This window comes from Salmonella sp. NW177 (assembly GCF_051811585.1).
In the GTDB taxonomy this organism is placed as follows: Bacteria; Pseudomonadota; Gammaproteobacteria; order Enterobacterales; family Enterobacteriaceae; genus Salmonella; species Salmonella enterica.
On the sequence record NZ_JAMMZV010000002.1, the window covers coordinates 281,527 to 302,500 of the forward strand.

Here is a 20,974-nt window from a genome sequence, read left to right on the forward strand (position 1 = left end):
TTAACGACAGGTTGTACCCTAAAAATAAAATAAGGATAGTTTATGCGGTTAATAGATTATTTTCCTGAAGCATCTATTACAATAAGACCATTGGCACAAAATTGGCAGGAAGCTGTTGATTTTTCCATGTCATCCCTTTTGGCTAATCGTTATATAAATGAAAATTATATTCAGGCTATCAAAGATTCAACAATCAGTAATGGTCCTTACTATATTCTGGCACCTGGTGTCGCGATGCCTCATGCTCGCCCCGAATGCGGCGCGTTAAAAACCGGGATGTCATTAACATTGCTCAGGCAGGATGTGCAGTTTACTGACGAGGATGACGGCATAAAATTATTAATCGGCCTGTCAGCAGCAGATTCAGATTCACATATTGGCGCTATCCAGGCGTTAAGCGAACTATTATGTGAAGAGGATGTTTTAGCGGCGTTATTAGCTGCGAAATCAGAAAAAGAGCTGGCGGATATTATAGCTCGCGCATAATTATTCTCTCCTTTACAGGATATTAATATGGAACACAAGTCTGCTCGTGCAAAGGTCCAGGCTTTTGGGGGCTTTTTGACCGCGATGGTCATTCCCAATATCGGCGCTTTTATTGCCTGGGGTTTTATCACTGCATTATTTATTCCAACCGGATGGATGCCAAATGAGCATTTCGCCAAAATTGTCGGCCCGATGATTACTTATTTACTGCCGGTGATGATTGGTTCTACCGGTGGACATCTGGTCGGTGGAAAGCGTGGCGCCGTGATGGGGGGAATTGGCACCATTGGCGTTATCATCGGCGCTGACATCCCCATGTTTCTTGGCTCAATGATTATGGGGCCTCTCGGCGGTCTGGTCATTAAATATATTGATCGGTTGCTGGAAAAGCGGATTCCCGCCGGTTTTGAGATGGTGATTAATAACTTCTCGCTGGGTATCGCCGGGATGATTTTGTGCCTGCTGGGTTTTGAAGTGATTGGTCCGGCGGTACTTATTGCCAATAACTTTGTGAAGGAGTGTATTGAATCATTGGTACATGCGGGCTATCTGCCGCTGCTGTCTTTAATCAATGAACCGGCAAAAATCCTCTTTTTGAACAATGCCATCGATCAGGGCGTTTATTATCCGTTGGGAATGCAACAGGCGTCGGAAACCGGAAAGTCCATTTTCTTTATGGTGGCCTCTAACCCGGGGCCTGGCTTAGGTTTGCTGCTTGCCTTTACGCTATTCGGCAAAGGAATGGCAAAGAAATCTGCGCCTGGCGCCATGATTATCCATTTCCTCGGCGGGATTCATGAGCTCTATTTCCCCTATGTGCTGATGAAGCCATTAACACTCATCGCCATGATTGCCGGCGGGATGAGCGGAACATGGGTGTTTAACCTGCTGGATGGCGGCCTGGTTGCAGGGCCAAGCCCGGGGTCAATTTTCGCTTACCTGGCGCTGACGCCGAAAGGTTCTTTCCTTGCTACGATTGCTGGCGTAACGGCGGGAACGGCAGTGACCTTTATTATCACCGCTTTCATTTTGAAAATGGAAAAAAGTAGCGAAGCCGACAGCGAAGATACTTTTAGTGATTCCGCTAAAGCGGTGAAAGCCATGAAGCAAGAAGGCAATTTTTCATATCGCGACGTGAAACGTATCGCCTTTGTCTGCGATGCGGGGATGGGCTCCAGCGCAATGGGCGCCACAACGTTCCGCCGACGTCTGGAAAAGGCGGGCCTGACTATCGACGTTAAACATTACGCTATCGAAAATGTACCGGATGATGCCGATATTATCGTTACCCACGCCAGCCTTGAAGGACGGGTTAAGCGAGTCAGCGATAAGCCCTTAATACTTATTAAAAACTATATTGGCGATCCGTGTCTTGATGATTTATTTAACCATTTGACATCGAATTAATATTTCAGGTTTCTGGAGTAAATATGAAAACGAAAGTAGCTGCTATATATGGCAAGCGGGATGTCCGTATCCGTGAGTTTGAATTACCTGACATTACGGAGAATGAACTGCTCGTAAGCGTAATTTCCGACAGCGTATGTCTCTCTACCTGGAAAGCCGCTTTATTAGGTAGTGAACATAAACGAGTGCCAGATGACCTGGAAAATCATCCAGTCATTACGGGTCATGAATGTGCCGGAATTATCGTCGAAGTAGGAAAAAATCTGACTGATAAATATAAAAAAGGACAGCGTTTTGTTTTACAACCGGCGATGGGCCTGCCGAGCGGTTATTCTGCTGGCTACAGTTACGAATATTTTGGCGGTAACGCCACGTACATGATAATCCCGGAAGTAGCGATTAATCTGGGCTGTGTTTTACCGTATCACGGCTCATATTTTGCCGCGGCATCGCTGGCGGAACCGATGTGCTGCATTATTGGCGCTTATAACGCCAATTACCATACAACACCTTATGTTTATGAACATCGGATGGGAGTCAAACCCGGCGGTAATATCGCGCTCCTGGCCTGTGCCGGACCGATGGGCATTGGCGCGATTGATTATGCCATTAACGGCGGGATCCAGCCGGCGCGAGTTGTGGTGGTAGATATCGATGAAGCCCGCCTGGCGCAGGTGAAAAAACTGCTGCCGGTCAAACAGGCCGCCGAGAAAGGCATTGAGCTTATCTATGTGAATACCGCGGGCATGGTTGATCCTGCTGCGCAACTTCGGACATTAACCGATGGCGCAGGATTTGATGATGTCTTTGTTTATGCCGCCGTTCCGTCCGTCGTTGAAATGGCTGACGATCTTCTCGCCGAAGACGGTTGCCTGAATTTCTTTGCCGGGCCGACAGATAGCCAGTTCAAGGTACCGTTTAATTTTTACAATGTGCATTACAACAGTACCCATGTTGTAGGGACATCCGGCGGCTCCACGGATGATATGAAAGAGGCTATTACGTTAAGCGCAACAGGACAGCTCCAACCTTCATTCATGGTGACGCATATTGGTGGGCTGGATGCAGTACCGGACACCGTACTCAACCTGCCGGATATTCCCGGCGGTAAGAAGCTTATCTATAACGGCGTCACCATGCCGCTGACGGCGATTACTGATTTCGCCGAAAAAGGAAAAACGGATCCGTTGTTCAGGGAGCTGGCGCGTCTGGTTGAAGAGACGCACGGCATCTGGAACGAAAAAGCGGAAAGATACCTGCTGGCGCAATTTGGCGTGGATATCGGGGAGGCGGCATGATGTCTCTGGCATGGCCGCTATTTCGCATTACGGAGCAGGCAGCACTGGCTGCCTGGCCGCAAACCGGATGCGGCGATAAGAACAGAATTGATGGGCTGGCTGTTACCGCGATGCGACAGGCATTGAATGATATCGCCATCCGTGGGCGGATCGTCATCGGCGAGGGGGAAATCGATCATGCGCCCATGCTGTGGATTGGCGAGGAGGTGGGTAACGGCGAGGGGCCGGAGGTGGATATCGCCGTCGATCCTATAGAAGGCACCCGAATGGTCGCCATGGGACAAAGTAATGCGCTGGCCGTCATGGCGTTTGCGCCCCGGGGCAGCTTGTTACATGCGCCCGATATGTATATGAAAAAGCTGGTTGTAAATCGGCAGGCGAAAGGCGTGATCAATCTGGCGTTATCGTTAACCGATAACCTGCGAAATGTCGCCAGGGCGCTAAATAAGCCGCTGGAGGATATGCGTATGGTCACGTTAGATAAACCGCGGCTGAAACCGGCCATTACACAGGCGACGCAACTTGGGGTTAAGGTATTCGCTCTCCCCGATGGTGATGTGGCGGCCAGCGTCCTGACCTGTTTGCAGGATAACCCTTATGATCTGATGTATACCATTGGCGGCGCGCCTGAAGGCGTAATTTCCGCCTGTGCGGTAAAAGCGCTGGGCGGTGATATGCAGGCGGAGCTGCTCGACTTTTGTGAAGCGAAAGGGGACAACACTGACAACCGCCTGGTGGCGCAACAGGAGCGTCAACGCTGCGAAGAAATGGGCGTTGCGGTTAACCGCGTCTACTCCCTTGACGAGCTGGCTGCCGGTAATAACATTCTCTTTAGCGCGACGGGCGTTACGGGCGGCGATCTGGTTAACGGGATCCAACGGGTTGCGAACGGTGTGCGCACGCAAACTTTACTGATCGGTAGCGCAGATCGAACGTGTAATATTATAGACTCTCTGCATTCATGGTGACTTATCCCCGTCATTCTTCACGTTGCAAGTACGTTGGCGACGCGCGTTCACACCAGTCACTTACTCATGTAAGCTCCTGGTGGTTCTCTCTCTTGCCGCTTGTCTGCAACTCGAATTATTTAGGGTATATACTCTGGGCTTTTCAGGATAAAGGACGGTGGCAAGTCCACGCCCACCTGTAGCTTGAAAGACGATGAGTATATCGGGACACAAATGACGACGCTGACAGAAGACGATGTGCTTGAGCAACTGGATGCTCAAAATAATTTACTTTCGTTTATGACGACGGCACATAACATTTTGCTCCAGGGCATTAAGCGCTTTCTGCCGTCGCTGTTTGTCGATAATGATGAAGAAATTGTGGAATATGCAGTGAAGCCGTTACTCGCCCAAAGCGGGCCGCTTGACGATATCGACGTTGCATTACGTCTGATTTATGCGCTGGGGAAAATGGATAAATGGCTCTACGCTGACATCACCCATTTTTCTCAGTTTTATCAGTACCTGCATGAACAGGACGCGATTCCCGGTTTTGCCGACGACATTACCTGGGACTTCATCAGTAACGTTAACTGTATTACCCGTAATGCGCCCTTATATGGCGCGCTGGAGTCGATGAAGTTTGCCGACTTCGCCGCGTGGTCTGAGGTGCGCTTTACCGGTATGGTCAAAACGGCGATGGCGCTGGCGGTAACGTCAATTTTAAAGGAATTAACGCCGTGAAAATCGCATTAACGGTTAATGGGCTGCACGTTGAAGCACATTATCATGATGATGAAATAGAGAAGGTTCACAAGCCCTTACTGCAACAACTGGATAAAATACATGCCGCTAAACCTGAGCGCCGTACCATCGTTTTTCTTAGCGCGCCGCCCGGCACAGGCAAATCCACGCTGACCACCTTCTGGGAATATCTCTCTCGTCAGGATGCTGGCCTGCCGGAAATTCAAACGCTTCCCATGGATGGCTTTCATTACTATAACCGCTGGCTGGAGGCGCATCATTTACGTGCCTGTAAAGGCGCGCCGGAAACCTTTGACGTTGATAAGCTGGCGGAAAATCTGCGTCTGGTGCGGGCTGGCGAAGCGACCTGGCCGCAGTACGACCGACAGCGGCACGACCCGGTGGAACACGCTGTTGTGGTCACGGCGCCGATCGTGATTGTGGAAGGAAACTGGCTCCTGCGTGATGACGACAGATGGCGCGCGTTAGCGGAGTTTTGCGATTTCTCATTATTTATTCGCGCCCCGGCGGAAACCTTACGCGCCCGGTTGATTGGACGTAAACTGGCGGGAGGATTATCACAGGCGGAGGCGGAAACCTTTTATGAACGCACCGACGGCCCAAATGTGCGCCGGGTGCTGGAAAGTAGCCTGCCAGCCGATCTCATGCTGGAAATGACCTCTACGGGCGAATATCGGATGGCGTGTCCTTAATGATGTTACGCGGCGTTATCGCGCCATTATGCAGCCGTACCACCCGTGAAAAATGACGCCGGGTAAACGCAGCGTCATGGCTAATCGCCACGACGCTGGTTCCCCGTGCCCGGCATGTCGCCAGCCAGTGTTCAAATACGGTTAGCCAGTGGGCGTCAAAATCCCGGCTGGGTTCATCCAGTAATAACACCGGCGGCGCCATCGCCTCCAGACTGGCGACCGCCACCATCCGGCGCTGTGCGGCGTGCAGATCAAGCGGGTGTGCCTCGGCGACGTCCGTTAGCTGGCATAACCTCAGCGCGGCCTGCGTGCGCCGTGAAATTTCCTCTGCCGATAAGCGTTGTAGTTTCAGCCCAAAAGCGACCTCTTGTGCGACATTGCTGTGGAAAATCTGGTTTTCCGCTTCCTGAAAGAGTACGCCGATAGCGGCGGCGCGTTGACGATTTTTAAGCTGCGCAATCGGCTCTCCATTAAGCGTTACCGAGCCGGAAGTGGGGGAAAGCAGGCCGGCCATAATCCGTAACAGCGTTGATTTTCCCGCGCCGTTATCGCCGGTCAACGCCAGCCATTCGCCGTCACGAAGTTCAAGCGAGATAGCGTGCAGACAGTCGGTTGCGGCATCTGGCCAGCGATAAGCGACCTGATTTAACGTCAACATAATGGGGTTAGCGCTCCGTCGCGCAATTGCCATACCCGCTGGCATCGCGTCAGAAAAGGAAAGTGATTACGCTCAAAAAGCACAATGAGAGAATGACGTTCCAGCGCCCACTGTTGTAACCGTTCCAGCAGCGTCCCGGTGGCCGCTGAGGTCAGTCGACTGAAGGCTTCATCAAGAACTAATAATCTGGGCTGCATGGCAAGCGCGCTGGCAATCACTACCCGCTGCGTTTCGCCGCCGGAGAGCGTGCCGGGATGACGATGGCGTAACGACTGGCAGTTTGTCAGAGTCAGCGCCTCGTCAATGCGCCGTAGAATTTCCGCTTCATGGAGGCCGAGATTCTCCGGGCCAAACGCCACCTCTTCCTCTACGCTAAAGGTACAGCCGGAAAGCTGTAAATATGGCGATTGCTGCACCAACTGGATGGTGGGCGACTGTTCTACCAGCGGGAGCCGCCCGATAGGGACGCCAAGCAGTAAGCCTGTGCCGTCAATATCACCGGGGAGATAATCCGGATACCAGCCAGCCATCAGTTGCGCCAGCGTACTTTTTCCGCTGCCGTTATCGCCGACTATCGCCACTATTCCGGGCGTTGAATAGTGAAAATCAAAACATGCCGGCGGGCGTGTCGCATCGGACGGAAGATAACGAAACTGCTCTAACGTAACCATATCCATACTCCCGCTTCCGCCAGTATTAGCAGTACCATGCCATACCGCGCAACCCGCTGTAACATGCTATCTTTCGGCGCCCACAGCGTGGTTCGGGCTCGATGCAGCCGAAACCCCCGCATATCCAACGCCGCGCCGCGTATTGTCAGATCGTTAAGCGCATTTTGCGTAAGCGGCACGATCAGCGCAGGCATTGCCCGTAGCCGCTGATACCAGCCTTCATCCAGCGGTACGCCGCGCGCGCGCTGGGCTTCATGAACGATCGTCAGTTGTCGTTTGAGTTGTTCGACGACCAGCAGCGGGCCAGCGAACAGGTACGCGATGCCGGGTGGCAGACGTGAAGCGAACAGGGCGCGAATAAACCGCTGAACCGGCACATACTGCATCCATAGCTGCGACGTCGACACGATCGCCAGCAGGCGTAGCCATAGCGTAACGGCATATATCCAGCGCTGCGGATCGCGAGGCTGCCCGCTTATCCATTCCGTTAGCCAACCGCCATGTACCAGCCATAGCCCAAACCCTAAAGACAGCATCAGCCAGGCGACATACTTCGCCCGCCGCCGCGTTGATTTCAGCGCCAGCAGACAGAGGAAGGCCGCCGCGCTATAAACCGGGAGCACGGTCTGCGCAGGGAGTAGCAGCGTGGTGCAGGCCGCCAACGCCCATAAGGTTAACGAGGTAAACGGATGCATTTAGCGTACGGCTGACATCGCAGGAAAATGCCGTGTCGTACGTAACGGTAGCTGACGCAGCAGCACCCAAACGATGATCGCCGTCAGAATTTTATCGACCAGATTAGCGCCTATGACGGTAATCGCGACTGACTCCACCAGGTTTTGGCCCATTGAATGCATCCAGGCGACGAACAAATCAGCGCCGCTACCGGTAACGCCGCCAAAAAGCGCGGTACGAAGCGGTACGGCGACCAGCGTCACCGCTAACGTAATGACGACCCCGCTGACGATCACTTTGGGCAGGGTACGAAACCAGCCTGCGCGCGCCAGCCACCCGGCGACCAGACCGATAACCATCGCTACCGGGGCAAACGCGGCAGCGATAGGGTCGGTAAGCAGCCCCCACAGCAAGTTGGTCAGAAGCCCAGTCAACATACCGATGAACGGTCCTAACAGTACCGCGCTAATTAAGGTGCCGATCGAGTCGAGAAAAATAGGCAGCTTCAACATGCTAATAAGCTGTCCGCCAATCATATTGATGGCAATAGCGATGACAATCAGCACCAGAGACTGGCTGGAAAACGGGCGACGCGCCATAAAGTACCTCTTAAAGAGTCGTCAATTAACGGGAAGAAATATGCAGTTCGTCATAACCGGAAATGGCGCACGGTTGACGGCTGAACGTCAGCGCTGGCAGCTCGCCGATAACCAGTTCCAGCGTGGTACGCACGGTACACCCTGGCATCATATGGCCGCCGAGCATGACCCCGTAGGGATCCGATACCGCGAGATGCAGATGCTCGCCGCTCAATTCAAGCGTGCCGTTTAGCGAGATAACTTCAAACGTGCCGGTGAGCGATGTGGTCGCCTCTTGCCCGGCATAACGCAGCGCAACGTCGGTCAGACTGCCGGTACACCCTGCAATCCAGGCGGCATGTAATTGGTTCTGTTGCACAAAGGCGTGTAATTGGGAAAACACTTCCTGGCCGGGAAGCAGACGAAGCGCGTAAAAGCGCGCTGTAGAGGCGTTGTGGTGAGATACAGTCATCGTTACAGGACTCCGAGACTCGGACGTGGCGCTGATAATATAGACGCTGGCGACAGCGCTTTCTGATATAAATCAGTATTTGTGACGCGACGATGAAAAGATCTGACGGATGTACTGGTGATTCTTAAATATGGAATAAATTGCAGCGTAAGCGGCCATGAAATGTGATGCAGGTCAGATAACTGTCTTCTTCGACTGGACAAACATTCCTTTTATTCCCCGTTTCGCTTATTCTAGCTGAAGCGTTTCAGTTAATTAAATGTTCGACAATTAACCAATCAGTCGCAGTTTGCGACAGGTGAGGTTTTACTCGACGATGAGCTGCATTACTCTGTCAGCCTCATCTGAATCGGGATAGCCTTGCAGGAGACCTATGACCGTACGCATAGCGATTAATGGCTTTGGTCGCATCGGACGTAACGTGGTTCGTGCTTTGTATGAATCCGGACGTCGGGCGGAAATTACCGTGGTGGCCATCAACGAGCTGGCGGATGCCGCAGGCATGGCGCATTTGTTGAAATACGATACCAGCCACGGGCGTTTTGCATGGGAGGTTCGCCACGAGCGCGAGCAGCTTTTTGTCGGCGACGATGTCATTCGTATTCTGCATGAACGAACGCTGGCGGATCTGCCGTGGCGCGAACTGGGCGTGGATATCGTGTTGGATTGTACGGGCGTATATGGCAACCGGGAGCATGGCGAGGCGCATATTGCCGCTGGCGCGAAGAAAGTGCTCTTTTCTCATCCGGGCAGCAACGATCTTGACGCCACCGTCGTTTTTGGCGTGAACCACAATCAACTGCGTGCGGAACATCGTATTGTCTCAAACGCGTCCTGTACCACGAATTGCATAATTCCCGTCATTAAATTGTTGGATGATGCTTACGGCATCGAGTCTGGTACCGTCACGACGATCCACTCCGCGATGAACGATCAGCAGGTGATCGACGCGTATCACTCCGATCTGCGGCGCACGCGCGCGGCCAGCCAGTCGATTATCCCGGTAGATACAAAACTGGCGGCAGGCATTACGCGTATATTCCCGCAGTTTAACGATCGTTTTGAGGCGATTGCGGTGCGCGTTCCAACCATTAATGTGACGGCGATCGATTTAAGCGTGACGGTGAAAAAACCAGTAAAAGCCAGTGAAGTCAACCAGTTGCTGCAAAAAGCAGCACAAGGTGCATTTCATGGTATAGTTGACTATACGGAATCACCGTTGGTCTCGATAGATTTTAACCACGACCCGCACAGCGCCATTGTTGATGGCACGCAAACCCGGGTTAGTGGCGCCCACCTGATCAAGACGCTGGTCTGGTGCGATAATGAATGGGGCTTTGCTAACCGGATGCTCGACACCACGTTAGCGATGGCCGCAGTTGGTTTCAGGCTCGACGCGTCAGCGTCGACAAAACTTTAAGCATCATTGAGAGGATTCACCATGTCTGTAATTAAGATGACCGATCTGGATCTGGCCGGGAAACGCGTTTTTATCCGTGCGGATCTGAACGTACCTGTTAAAGAAGGGAAAGTGACCAGCGACGCGCGTATCCGCGCCTCTCTGCCGACCATCGAACTGGCTCTGAAACAGGGCGCGAAAGTGATGGTAACTTCCCACCTGGGTCGTCCTACCGAAGGCGAGTACAACGAAGAATTCTCTCTGCTGCCGGTTGTTAACTACCTGAAAGACAAACTGTCTAACCCGGTTCGCCTGGTCAAAGATTACCTGGACGGCGTTGACGTGGCCGAAGGTGAGCTGGTGGTTCTGGAAAACGTTCGCTTTAACAAAGGCGAAAAGAAAGACGACGAAGCGCTGTCTAAAAAATATGCCGCCCTGTGTGACGTATTCGTGATGGACGCCTTTGGTACTGCGCACCGCGCGCAGGCTTCTACCCACGGTATCGGCAAATTTGCTGACGTCGCGTGCGCAGGCCCGCTGCTGGCCGCTGAACTGGATGCGCTGGGTAAAGCGCTGAAAGAACCGGCTCGTCCGATGGTGGCTATCGTTGGTGGTTCTAAAGTATCTACCAAACTGACCGTTCTGGATTCCCTGTCTAAAATCGCTGACCAGCTGATTGTCGGCGGCGGTATTGCCAACACCTTCGTTGCCGCTCAGGGCCACAGCGTCGGTAAATCCCTGTACGAAGCTGACCTGGTTGACGAAGCAAAACGTCTGCTGACCACTTGCGATATCCCGGTTCCGACCGATGTTCGCGTTGCCACCGAGTTCTCCGAAACCGCACCGGCGACTCTGAAATCCGTTAACGACGTGAAAGAAGACGAGCAGATCCTGGATATCGGCGATGCTTCCGCTCAGCAGCTGGCTGAAATCCTCAAGAATGCCAAAACCATTCTGTGGAACGGCCCGGTTGGCGTGTTTGAGTTCCCGAACTTCCGTAAAGGGACTGAAATCGTGGCGAATGCCATCGCTGATAGCGAAGCGTTTTCCATCGCTGGCGGCGGCGACACCCTGGCGGCAATCGACCTGTTCGGCATTGCTGACAAAATTTCCTACATTTCTACTGGCGGCGGCGCATTCCTCGAATTCGTGGAAGGTAAAGTTCTGCCAGCCGTAGCGATGCTCGAAGAGCGCGCTAAGAAGTAATCGTTACGGGCAGGGATTCCTGCCCGTTGATTTATCGCCGATCTGACATTCAGGGCGGCCCGTGTTTTTTCCCAAAGCCCGACGATACAGGACAACGAAACATGTCTAAAATTTTTGATTTCGTAAAACCAGGCGTGATCACTGGTGATGACGTACAGAAAGTGTTCCAGGTAGCAAAAGAAAACAATTTTGCTCTGCCGGCAGTTAACTGCGTGGGCACTGATTCCATCAACGCTGTTCTGGAAACCGCTGCAAAAGTTAAAGCGCCGGTCATCGTTCAGTTCTCCAACGGCGGCGCGTCCTTCATCGCGGGTAAAGGCGTGAAAACTGACGTACCTCAGGGCGCGGCAATCCTGGGCGCTATCTCTGGCGCGCATCACGTTCATCAGATGGCTGAACATTATGGCGTTCCGGTTATCCTGCACACTGACCACTGCGCGAAGAAACTGCTGCCGTGGATCGACGGTCTGCTGGACGCGGGTGAAAAACACTTCGCGGCTACCGGTAAACCGCTGTTCTCTTCTCACATGATTGACCTGTCTGAAGAGTCTCTGCACGAAAACATCGAAATCTGCTCCAAATACCTGGCGCGCATGTCCAAAATTGGCATGACTCTGGAAATCGAACTGGGTTGCACCGGTGGTGAAGAAGACGGCGTGGACAACAGCCACATGGACGCTTCTGCTCTGTACACCCAGCCGGAAGACGTTGATTACGCGTACACTGAGCTGAGCAAAATCAGCCCGCGTTTCACCATTGCCGCTTCCTTCGGTAACGTACACGGCGTTTACAAGCCGGGTAACGTGGTTCTGACCCCGACCATTCTGCGTGATTCTCAGGAGTATGTTTCTAAGAAACATAACCTGCCGCACAACAGCCTGAACTTCGTTTTCCACGGTGGTTCCGGTTCTACTGCTCAGGAAATCAAGGACTCCGTAAGCTACGGCGTAGTGAAAATGAACATCGATACCGATACCCAATGGGCAACCTGGGAAGGTGTTCTGAACTACTACAAAGAAAACGAAGCGTATCTGCAAGGTCAGCTGGGCAACCCGAAAGGCGAAGATCAGCCGAACAAGAAATACTATGACCCGCGCGTATGGCTGCGTGCTGGCCAGACTTCGATGATCGCTCGTCTGGAAAAAGCATTTAAAGAACTGAACGCGATTGACGTTCTGTAATATAGTCTGCTGATTGAAATGGCTTCCCTTGGGAAGCCATTTTTTTATCGTTATTTCCGGAGAGCGGCGTTAGTTAGCGCTTTCATCCGGCCAACTCACAATGTACCTGCCTTTTTTGGTTTTGGGATGATGCCGAAAAATGGCATATTCCTCTGTTTTTGTTTACCTTTAAAAAGTTCTTTTCGTGAGAATGATCTCATTTGCTTGTTTTGCTATGACCAAGGAATATTGAATGGAAGATTTGAATGTTGTCGACAGCATAAATGGTGCGGGCACCTGGCTGGTACGCAACCAGGCGTTATTGCTCAGCTATGCTGTGAATATTGTTGCGGCTATCGCTATTATCATCATCGGCTTGATTGTAGCGCGTGTGATTTCCAATACGGTAAATCGTCTGATGCGTGCGCGTCATATTGATGCGACAGTGGCCGACTTTCTTTCTGCGCTGGTGCGCTATGGGGTTATCGCTTTTACGCTGATTGCGGCTCTGGGTCGCGTGGGGGTACAAACGGCGTCGGTGATCGCAGTACTGGGCGCCGCCGGTTTAGCCGTTGGCCTGGCATTACAGGGATCGCTTTCTAACCTTGCGGCTGGGGTATTGCTGGTTATGTTCCGTCCGTTCCGCGCCGGTGAGTATGTCGATTTGGGCGGCGTTGCCGGTACGGTACTGAACGTGCAAATCTTTTCCACGACAATGCGCGCGGTAGACGGCAAAATTATTGTGATTCCGAATGGCAAAATTATCGCGGGAAATATCATCAACTATTCTCGTGAGCCGGTTCGCCGTAACGAATTCATTATTGGGGTGGCCTACGATTCGGATATCGATCAGGTGAAACAGCTGCTAACGACGATTATCGAGTCCGACGATCGTATTTTAAAAGATCGCGAAATGACGGTGCGTTTGAATGAGCTGGGCGCCTCATCAATTAATTTTGTGGTGCGTGTCTGGAGTAAAAGCAGCGACCTGCAAAATGTCTACTGGGACGTGCTGGAACGTATTAAACGTGAATTCGACGCCGCTGGTATTAGCTTCCCGTACCCGCAGATGGACGTCAATTTTAAACGCGTGAAAGATAACGCCGCGGAGTAATTTTCCTCCCGCGCTGCGCTTATCCGCCTCCAGTATTCTCTGGTTATTGAGCGGATAAGCGTAGCCGCCATCCGTTATTCAGTCTCTTCATTAGCTTTTCTTATTAGTGATTAAAATTATCAATTTCCGCTAATAATATTCCCGCGCTATAGTCTGCCTTTAAGAAAAACAGCTCAGGGTAGTTAACGTGATATCTTATTATTTTCAAGGGTTTGCCCTTGGCGCCGCCATGATCCTTCCGCTTGGCCCGCAAAATGCGTTTGTGATGAATCAGGGAATTCGTCGCCAGTACCACCTCATGATAGCGCTGCTTTGCGCGTTAAGTGATTTAGTCCTGATTAGCGCCGGTATTTTTGGCGGTAGCGCGTTGCTGATGCAGTCGCCGTGGCTGCTGGCGCTGGTCACATGGGGCGGGGTCGCGTTCTTGTTATGGTACGGTTTTGGCGCGCTGAAAACGGCAATGAGCAGTAATCTGGAGCTGGCCAGCGCCGAGGTTATGAAGCAGGGGCGCTGGAAAATTATTGCTACGATGCTGGCGGTAACGTGGCTGAATCCGCATGTTTATCTGGATACGTTTGTCGTGTTGGGCAGTCTCGGCGGACAACTGGCTATGGAGCCAAAGCGCTGGTTCGCCCTCGGCACGATTAGCGCGTCGTTCTTATGGTTTTTTGGGTTAGCGCTACTGGCGGCCTGGCTTGCGCCTCGACTGCGTACGGCGAAAGCTCAACGCATTATCAACATTCTGGTTGGGGTGGTGATGTGGCTTATCGCCTTCCAACTGGCGCGGGAAGGCGTCGCGCATATGCACGCGCTTTTCAACTAAGCGTTGTCTGATGGACAACGGGCCGATATCCGCTAAGCTTGCCTGCATGCGCCCTGTATATCAGGGCAATGACTGCAATATGGAGGAGAGACTGTGAAGTTCAAAGTGATGGCCCTGGCGGCATTAGTGGGTTTAAGTGCAATGTCGGCGCAGGCAAGCGAATTGCCGGAAGGCCCGCACATCGTGACTTCCGGTACGGCAAGCGTCGATGCTGTGCCTGATATCGCCACCTTAGCGATTGAAGTGAACGTCGCGGCGAAGGATGCGGCGACGGCGAAGAAGCAGGCCGATGAGCGCGTGGCGCAATATCTTTCCTTCCTTGAGCAAAATCAGATTGCGAAAAAAGACATTAGCGCGGCGAATCTGCGCACGCAGCCGGATTATGATTACCAAAACGGTAAAAGCATTCTGAAAGGGTATCGCGCGGTGCGAACCGTTGAGGTGACGCTGCGTCAGTTAGATAAACTTAATTCGCTGCTGGACGGCGCGCTGAAGGCGGGTCTGAACGAGATTCGTTCGGTATCGCTGGGCGTGGCGCAACCGGACGCCTATAAAGACAAGGCCCGTAAAGCCGCCATTGATGACGCGATTCATCAGGCGCAAGCGCTGGCAGCCGGTTTTAACAGCAAATTGGGGCCGGTTTACAGCGTTCGTTACCATGTCTCTAATTATCAGCCGAGTCCGGTGGTGCGAATGATGAAAGCCGCAGATGCTGCGCCAGTATCCGCGCAGGAAACTTACGAGCAGCCGACCATTCAGTTCGACGATCAGGTCGATGTGGTATTCCAGCTTGAACCTGGAGCAGGGCAGACGTCGACCACGGCCGCCAGCACGCAGTAATCTCGCCCGGCCTGGGCTTTCCAGGCCGCGTTTTCTCCCGATGTTCGCGTTTTTTGCTCCGTATTACGCAATGAAATGAAGATTTGCTAATACGGTGAGCGTTTTGAATCGTCTTGCCGCCAGCAAAAAATAGCCAATGGCGCGTCGTTTTTTGCCGCCTGAACGCAATGATTTTGTGATGAATTTCAAAGAAGTGACGGGGGAATAATGGGTCATGCAGGCCGGATAAGACGTTCACGCCGCCATCCGGCATTCATAGAGAGGCTAATCCTGACGCAGCACCTTGTGCCCGTACTCCAGCAGCGCGTCGGTCACTTTGCGCATCATCCGGCTTTCCGGGGCAAAGCGGTGCCAGTAAAGCATCCGGCGTTGTAGCAAGCCAGGCGTTAAGTTGATCAACTCGCCGCTTTCCAGCTCTTTCTCAATCTGCAGGTGAGGGATCATGCAGCAGGTCGTGCCCTGACGCGCAAGCTGTACAAACGCTTCGGATGAATTAACGATATGGCACGGCACGCTGCCGGGCGGTAGATCGAAATTCTGTTGCAAAAAGGCCTGATGCATATCATCCAGATGGTCGAACGCGACGGCGGGCGCTTTCAGCAGCGAGGACCGGGTAACGCCATTGGGGAAATAGCGCTCGGCAAACGGCTTTGACGCGACAAACAGATAGTCGAGCGCGCCCAGTTTGTCCACCAGGCAACTGGGCAACGCCTGATGCTGGATACTCACCGCGCCCACCACCTCGCCGCGACGCAGACGTTCTTGCGTGCGCGTTTCATCTTCCACCTGTAAATTGAGACGGATAGGGGAGTCCGCCAGCACCGGCGCCAGCGCCGGAAGCAGCCAGGTCGCCAGACTATCGGCGTTAACCGCCAGCGACAGCAGCAGCGGTGTAGAGCCGGTTTGTTCATCGCCCAGCCACTCTTCTTCCAGCAGTTCAACCTGACGCAGCAGAGCCAGTAATTTTTGCCCTTGCTCCGTGGGGCGAGGAGGAACGGTACGCACCAACAAAGGTTGTCCGAACATATTCTCAAGCTGTTTTATGCGCTGTGAGACGGCGGATTGTGTGATGCACAGCTTCTGGGCGGCGCGCTCGAATCCTCGTTCACGTATAACGGCATCCAGCGCCTGTAGTGTTCTGTAGTCCGGACGTTTCATTGTTGTGTCATGCTCCTGTTATTTTTTTCCGCACTATGACATAAATTTGCCGTCGGTACAGATGAAATCCGTAGCCTGTGTACGGACACGGAGATTTTTCCCGACAATGTTCTATAATGCGGCTGTATTTTCACACCACAGGCGAAACGATCTATGACGCAGGATGAACTGAAAAAAGCGGTAGGATGGGCGGCACTTCAGTATGTACAGCCCGGCACCATTGTGGGCGTTGGTACAGGCTCAACGGCCGCACACTTTATTGATGCGCTGGGCACAATGAAAGGCCAGATTGAAGGCGCGGTCTCCAGCTCGGACGCCTCGACTGAAAAACTCAAAGGCCTCGGTATTCATGTGTTTGACCTCAACGAAGTGGATAGCCTGGGTATCTATGTCGATGGCGCGGACGAAATCAACGGTCATATGCAGATGATCAAAGGCGGCGGCGCGGCATTAACCCGTGAGAAAATTATTGCTTCCGTGGCGGAGAAATTTATCTGTATTGCGGATGCATCTAAACAGGTGGATATTCTTGGCAAATTCCCGTTGCCGGTTGAAGTGATTCCGATGGCGCGCAGCGCGGTCGCTCGTCAACTGGTGAAGCTGGGCGGGCGTCCGGAGTATCGTCAGAACGTGGTCACGGATAACGGCAACGTGATTCTGGATGTTTATGGTATGGAAATCCTTGATCCCATCGCGCTGGAAAACGCCATTAACGCGATTCCGGGCGTCGTGACCGTAGGGTTGTTCGCCAACCGTGGCGCCGATGTCGCACTGATCGGCACGCCGGACGGGGTGAAAACCATCGTAAAATGATCCCGCCAGGCGTATTTCCTGCCGCGTAAAAAATTCGGTCAGGGCAAATTTGGTGACATGTATCACGTTTAATCGTTTGCCCTGCCGATCCCTCCAAAGAAAAAGTTATTCCCGGTATTTTCATCTGCTATTTCCCGCTGTATGCGATTCCTTCACGACGCTGGCGCAAACGTTCATATTGCCGTGATAATTTTTTTTGATATGTTGAAGGACGGATGCAAATCCACACACAACATCAGATGGCAAAAAAAGACAGGATCGGGGAAATGGCAAAGGTATCGCTGGAGAAAGATAAAATTAAATTTCTGCTGGTTGAAGGGGTGCATCAAAAGGCGCTGGAAAGCCTTCGTGCGGCAGGTTACACCAACATTGAATATCACAAGGGCGCGCTGGACGCTGAACAGTTGAAAGCGTCCATCCGCGATGCCCACTTCATCGGTCTGCGATCCCGTACTCATCTGACAGAAGAAGTGATTAACGCCGCAGAGAAGCTGGTGGCGATTGGCTGTTTTTGCATCGGCACCAACCAGGTGGATTTAAATGCGGCGGCAAAACGCGGTATTCCGGTCTTTAACGCGCCATTCTCGAATACCCGTTCCGTGGCGGAGTTGGTGATTGGCGAGCTATTGCTGCTGCTGCGCGGCGTGCCGGAAGCGAACGCCAAAGCGCACCGCGGCGTATGGAATAAACTGGCGGCGGGATCGTTCGAAGCGCGCGGTAAAAAGCTTGGCATTATCGGTTACGGCCATATAGGAACGCAGTTGGGCATTCTGGCGGAATCGCTGGGGATGCATGTCTATTTCTATGATATTGAAAATAAACTGCCGCTCGGTAACGCAACTCAGGTGCAGCACCTGTCTGAATTGCTGAATATGAGCGATGTGGTCAGTCTGCACGTACCTGAAAACGCCTCCACCAAAAACATGATGGGCGCAAAAGAGATTGCCCTGATGAAGCCGGGTTCGCTGCTGATTAACGCCGCGCGCGGTACGGTGGTGGATATCCCGGCTTTGTGCGACGCGCTGGCGACGAAACATCTGGCGGGGGCGGCTATCGACGTCTTCCCGACGGAACCGGCCACTAATAGCGATCCGTTTACCTCTCCGCTGTGCGAATTCGATAACGTGATCCTGACGCCGCATATCGGCGGCTCGACGCAGGAGGCGCAAGAAAACATCGGTCTGGAAGTCGCAGGAAAACTGATTAAGTACTCGGATAACGGCTCGACGCTGTCCGCCGTGAACTTCCCGGAAGTGTCGCTGCCGCTGCACGGCGGTCGTCGCCTGATGCACATCCACGAAAACCGCCCGGGCGTATTGACCGCGCTTAACCAGATCTTTGCCGAGCAGGGCGTTAACATTGCCGCACAGTATCTGCAAACCTCCGCCCGAATGGGGTATGTGGTAATTGATATAGAAGCCGATGGCGATGTGGCGGAGAAAGCGCTGCTGGCGATGAAGGCGATTCCGGGCACCATTCGCGCCCGTCTGCTGTACTAATTTCCTCTAAATGGGCAGGAGATGACCTGCCCATCCTTTCTTCTGGTTTCCCTGCCTCAACATCTCTTCGTGTAACGCATACATTCTGTTTTCGAGCCTTGCCGCAATTGGTAATTAAAGGCAGCGTTGCGTGTTGTACAGCAATAAAAGGAATTTACGATAAGGGCTCAGCATAGCGCTGAAACGGGAAAGCCCCTACCGAAGCAGGGGCTCTAAAAAGGAAAGGGACGATGATGAGATACGTCATCATGCTGCTGATCCTGTTAATCATCGCTACGCCAGCATATTAACAGAGAGTACGCAGGAGGGAGGTTCGCCTCCCTCACCCTTCACCGAGAAATTTAGGTCAAAAAAGCGACGCTGTCAATCGGCAAAACACGGCTACCACTCCCAAATTTTGGACGGCGTCACCACCGCAGGCAGAGGGATATCCCACTCTTCAACTGGCAGTTTTTCTACTAACTGGCAATCATGCGCGTAGCCCACGGGCTGGATCTTATGCTGCTGCCAGTTTTGCAACGTACGGTCATAAAATCCGCCGCCCATCCCCAGGCGCTGCCCGTCTTCGTCAAACGCCACTAATGGCGTTACCAGCACATCCAGCTTTGCCAGCGGCAATACGTCGCGGACATCAAGCCGTGGCTCCTGGATCTTTAGGCGGTTGGTCACCAGCGCACTCTGCGGATGATAGTGCAGGAACAGGAGGTTGCCAGGGCTAAAGGGATGAAGAACCGGAAGGTAGACGCGCTTGCCCGCTCGCCATAGCTGTTCAATCAGCGGCTGGGTGTCGAGTTCGCCATCAAAGGAGAGAAACACGGCGACAGTGTGCGCCATCACGACGGGAGGAAAGCTGAGCATTCGGGCGGCGGCCTGTTGACCAAAGCGGCGTTGCTGCTCTGGCGTCAGCGCACGGCGACGTTGCCGAATCATTCGGCGGATTTCTTGTCGTGATAAAGAGAGTTCGGGAAGTTGCGTCATGGCTGTCGCCAGTCAGAAGGGGAATCTCCGAGATGCCGCCGCAGGCTGTAACCCTTGAACCCTTGGTTCAAGGTGAATGTGTCGTCACAGTTTTAAGGCTTCTCGGACGAACCGAGCATGCTCACCAACCGCGGAGCGCCACATTCTTGTGGTATGAAATATCGGCTCAGGGGACTGGCCCGCTTGCAAACATCTCAGAGAAATTCTGTTTTCACAATCACTTTACCATAGTAAAGCGAAAAGTGTTATTCAAAGTTTTGGCCCGTTTTTTCGGTTATGCGACCTTGATCAAGCAACGCCTGTTCGATGGTCTGTTGTAGCATCCGAATACGTTGTTCCATGCTCGCCGCGTAATCGCGGGTCTTCGCTTTTTCCTGAGTTAACTCATAGCTGATATTCAATGCGGCAATGAAAACCAACTGCTCAGTATTTGTGACTCTAGTGCGAACTTTCAGATCTTGCAACCGCTGATTCAGATCGTCCGCAGCCTGATTCAACGCATCCCTTTGGTCAGGCGGGCAATTCACTCGCAGTGAACGGCCAAATATTTGGATATCGACGGGTTGTGCAGACATGCCACCTTCCTGCTGATTGACTGCGCTGCCTTCGTCTCCAGACCCAGGGTCCGCGAAGGGGCGACACTATAGCTACCCTGGTGTGAAGATACAAGCCCTTTTCTGGTTCACCAGGGTCCAAAGTGGTAGCATATCATGAATATCCTCCCTTTGATGACGAATGCTTATGTCTATACAGAACGAAATGCCTGGTTACAACGAAATGAACCGGTTTTTGAATCAACAAGGGGCCGGTCTGACCCCGGCTGAAATGCATGGTTTAATCAGCGGGATGATTTGCGGCGGCAACAACGACAGCTCATGGCAGCCGCTGTTGCACGACCTGACGAACGAAGGTCTGGCCTTCGGGCATGAGCTTGCTCAGGCGCTGCGCAAAATGCACGCGGCGACCAGCGACGCGCTGGAAGACGACGGCTTTCTTTTTCAGCTTTATCTGCCTGAAGGCGACGATGTCAGCGTATTCGATCGCGCAGATGCCTTAGCCGGGTGGGTTAACCACTTTTTGCTTGGCCTCGGCGTAACGCAGCCTAAACTTGATAAAGTCACCGGCGAAACGGGTGAAGCGATTGACGACCTGCGTAATATTGCGCAGCTTGGTTATGATGAGAGCGAAGATCAGGAAGAGCTGGAGATGTCGCTCGAAGAGATCATCGAATATGTCCGTGTTGCGGCGCTGTTATGTCATGACACTTTCACGCGCCAACAGCCGACCGCGCCGGAAGTGCGTAAACCGACGCTACACTAAGAAAAAACGAAATGG

The 20,974-nt window shown here is 52.8% G+C and carries 23 protein-coding genes and 1 other RNA gene; 15 read left to right on the top strand and 9 right to left on the bottom strand.

Annotation, left to right across the window (positions count from 1 at the left end; translation table 11 throughout):
* Positions 1 to 42 precede the first annotated feature (42 nt).
* From cmtB to NA986_RS08090, 6 genes are all read left to right on the top strand, one after another.
* Positions 43 to 486 (top strand): PTS mannitol transporter subunit IIA, encoded by a 444-nt coding sequence (gene cmtB / locus NA986_RS08065; RefSeq protein WP_001518319.1) that lies wholly within the window; start codon positions 43 to 45, stop codon positions 484 to 486.
* 27 nt (positions 487 to 513) lie between these two features.
* Entirely contained in the window at positions 514 to 1,893 is a 1,380-nt protein-coding gene (locus NA986_RS08070; RefSeq protein ID WP_000400413.1) for a PTS mannitol transporter subunit IICB, read from the top strand.
* 23 nt (positions 1,894 to 1,916) lie between these two features.
* The gene (locus tag NA986_RS08075; RefSeq protein WP_070793832.1) at positions 1,917 to 3,191 is read left to right on the top strand and encodes a zinc-binding dehydrogenase; all 1,275 of its coding nucleotides are present in this window, start codon (positions 1,917 to 1,919) and stop codon (positions 3,189 to 3,191) included.
* Entirely contained in the window at positions 3,188 to 4,159 is a 972-nt protein-coding gene (gene glpX / locus NA986_RS08080) for a class II fructose-bisphosphatase (RefSeq protein ID WP_023216282.1), read from the top strand. The genes NA986_RS08075 and glpX overlap by 4 nt, the downstream gene beginning before the upstream one ends.
* Positions 4,160 to 4,372: 213 nt before the next feature.
* Positions 4,373 to 4,882, top strand: a complete 510-nt coding sequence (locus tag NA986_RS08085) for an MltR family transcriptional regulator (RefSeq protein ID WP_023216281.1) — start codon at positions 4,373 to 4,375, stop codon at positions 4,880 to 4,882.
* Complete coding sequence (locus tag NA986_RS08090; protein ID WP_023216280.1) at positions 4,879 to 5,595, top strand: nucleoside/nucleotide kinase family protein; 717 nt, start codon at positions 4,879 to 4,881, stop codon at positions 5,593 to 5,595. Before NA986_RS08085 ends, NA986_RS08090 begins: the two co-directional genes overlap by 4 nt.
* Here the strand turns inward: NA986_RS08090 and NA986_RS08095 are convergent.
* Genes NA986_RS08095 through NA986_RS08115 form a run of 5 tightly spaced genes read right to left on the bottom strand, consistent with a single transcriptional unit; the run spans position 5,564 to position 8,649 of the window.
* Entirely contained in the window at positions 5,564 to 6,253 is a 690-nt protein-coding gene (locus NA986_RS08095) for an energy-coupling factor ABC transporter ATP-binding protein (protein ID WP_023216279.1), read from the bottom strand. The genes NA986_RS08090 and NA986_RS08095 overlap by 32 nt on opposite strands.
* Positions 6,247 to 6,924: an ABC transporter ATP-binding protein gene (locus NA986_RS08100; RefSeq protein WP_001517914.1), complete on the bottom strand. Its 678-nt coding sequence runs from the start codon at positions 6,922 to 6,924 to the stop codon at positions 6,247 to 6,249. Before NA986_RS08100 ends, NA986_RS08095 begins: the two co-directional genes overlap by 7 nt.
* The gene (locus tag NA986_RS08105) at positions 6,912 to 7,619 is read right to left on the bottom strand and encodes an energy-coupling factor transporter transmembrane component T (RefSeq protein ID WP_020839035.1); all 708 of its coding nucleotides are present in this window, start codon (positions 7,617 to 7,619) and stop codon (positions 6,912 to 6,914) included. Before NA986_RS08105 ends, NA986_RS08100 begins: the two co-directional genes overlap by 13 nt.
* Positions 7,620 to 8,198 carry an ECF transporter S component gene (locus NA986_RS08110; RefSeq protein WP_000124001.1) on the bottom strand — a complete coding sequence of 193 codons (579 nt, stop codon included), beginning with the start codon at positions 8,196 to 8,198 and terminating at the stop codon, positions 7,620 to 7,622.
* 25 nt (positions 8,199 to 8,223) lie between these two features.
* Positions 8,224 to 8,649 (bottom strand): PPC domain-containing DNA-binding protein, encoded by a 426-nt coding sequence (locus tag NA986_RS08115; RefSeq protein ID WP_023216278.1) that lies wholly within the window; start codon positions 8,647 to 8,649, stop codon positions 8,224 to 8,226.
* Positions 8,650 to 9,022: 373 nt separating this feature from the next.
* On the opposite strand from NA986_RS08115, the gene epd reads away from it, so the two are divergent.
* From epd to NA986_RS08145, 6 genes are all read left to right on the top strand, one after another.
* The gene (epd, locus tag NA986_RS08120; RefSeq protein WP_023216277.1) at positions 9,023 to 10,069 is read left to right on the top strand and encodes an erythrose-4-phosphate dehydrogenase; all 1,047 of its coding nucleotides are present in this window, start codon (positions 9,023 to 9,025) and stop codon (positions 10,067 to 10,069) included.
* A 21-nt stretch (positions 10,070 to 10,090) separates the two neighbouring features.
* Complete coding sequence (gene pgk / locus NA986_RS08125; protein ID WP_000111274.1) at positions 10,091 to 11,254, top strand: phosphoglycerate kinase; 1,164 nt, start codon at positions 10,091 to 10,093, stop codon at positions 11,252 to 11,254.
* Positions 11,255 to 11,355: 101 nt separating this feature from the next.
* On the top strand, positions 11,356 to 12,435 hold the full coding sequence (gene fbaA / locus NA986_RS08130; RefSeq protein ID WP_000034387.1) for a class II fructose-bisphosphate aldolase: 1,080 nt from the start codon (positions 11,356 to 11,358) through the stop codon (positions 12,433 to 12,435).
* A gap of 232 nt (positions 12,436 to 12,667) precedes the next feature.
* Positions 12,668 to 13,528 carry a small-conductance mechanosensitive channel MscS gene (locus tag NA986_RS08135; protein WP_000389833.1) on the top strand — a complete coding sequence of 287 codons (861 nt, stop codon included), beginning with the start codon at positions 12,668 to 12,670 and terminating at the stop codon, positions 13,526 to 13,528.
* Positions 13,529 to 13,715: 187 nt separating this feature from the next.
* Positions 13,716 to 14,351 (top strand): arginine exporter ArgO, encoded by a 636-nt coding sequence (argO, locus tag NA986_RS08140; protein ID WP_000626863.1) that lies wholly within the window; start codon positions 13,716 to 13,718, stop codon positions 14,349 to 14,351.
* A gap of 93 nt (positions 14,352 to 14,444) precedes the next feature.
* The gene (locus NA986_RS08145) at positions 14,445 to 15,191 is read left to right on the top strand and encodes an oxidative stress defense protein (protein ID WP_000669853.1); all 747 of its coding nucleotides are present in this window, start codon (positions 14,445 to 14,447) and stop codon (positions 15,189 to 15,191) included.
* A 264-nt stretch (positions 15,192 to 15,455) separates the two neighbouring features.
* Here the strand turns inward: NA986_RS08145 and argP are convergent, their stop codons facing one another.
* Positions 15,456 to 16,349: a DNA-binding transcriptional regulator ArgP gene (argP, locus tag NA986_RS08150; protein ID WP_000828345.1), complete on the bottom strand. Its 894-nt coding sequence runs from the start codon at positions 16,347 to 16,349 to the stop codon at positions 15,456 to 15,458.
* 153 nt (positions 16,350 to 16,502) lie between these two features.
* Between argP and rpiA the strand changes: the two genes are divergently transcribed.
* The gene (rpiA, locus tag NA986_RS08155) at positions 16,503 to 17,162 is read left to right on the top strand and encodes a ribose-5-phosphate isomerase RpiA (RefSeq protein ID WP_000189741.1); all 660 of its coding nucleotides are present in this window, start codon (positions 16,503 to 16,505) and stop codon (positions 17,160 to 17,162) included.
* 266 nt (positions 17,163 to 17,428) lie between these two features.
* On the top strand, positions 17,429 to 18,661 hold the full coding sequence (gene serA, locus NA986_RS08160; protein ID WP_001151627.1) for a phosphoglycerate dehydrogenase: 1,233 nt from the start codon (positions 17,429 to 17,431) through the stop codon (positions 18,659 to 18,661).
* Between the two features lie 381 nt (positions 18,662 to 19,042).
* On the opposite strand, the gene NA986_RS08165 is transcribed toward serA, so the two are convergent.
* From NA986_RS08165 to zapA, 3 genes are all read right to left on the bottom strand, one after another.
* Positions 19,043 to 19,639, bottom strand: coding sequence for a 5-formyltetrahydrofolate cyclo-ligase (locus tag NA986_RS08165; protein ID WP_001532573.1), 597 nt, complete (start codon positions 19,637 to 19,639; stop codon positions 19,043 to 19,045).
* Between the two features lie 20 nt (positions 19,640 to 19,659).
* Positions 19,660 to 19,843: non-coding RNA, 6S RNA (gene ssrS / locus NA986_RS08170), on the bottom strand.
* Between the two features lie 41 nt (positions 19,844 to 19,884).
* Positions 19,885 to 20,214: a cell division protein ZapA gene (gene zapA, locus NA986_RS08175; protein ID WP_001276011.1), complete on the bottom strand. Its 330-nt coding sequence runs from the start codon at positions 20,212 to 20,214 to the stop codon at positions 19,885 to 19,887.
* A 166-nt stretch (positions 20,215 to 20,380) separates the two neighbouring features.
* Here zapA and NA986_RS08180 point away from each other — a divergent pair, with 166 nt between their 5' ends.
* Positions 20,381 to 20,959: a YecA/YgfB family protein gene (locus tag NA986_RS08180; RefSeq protein WP_000027236.1), complete on the top strand. Its 579-nt coding sequence runs from the start codon at positions 20,381 to 20,383 to the stop codon at positions 20,957 to 20,959.
* Positions 20,960 to 20,974: the final 15 nt, after the last annotated feature.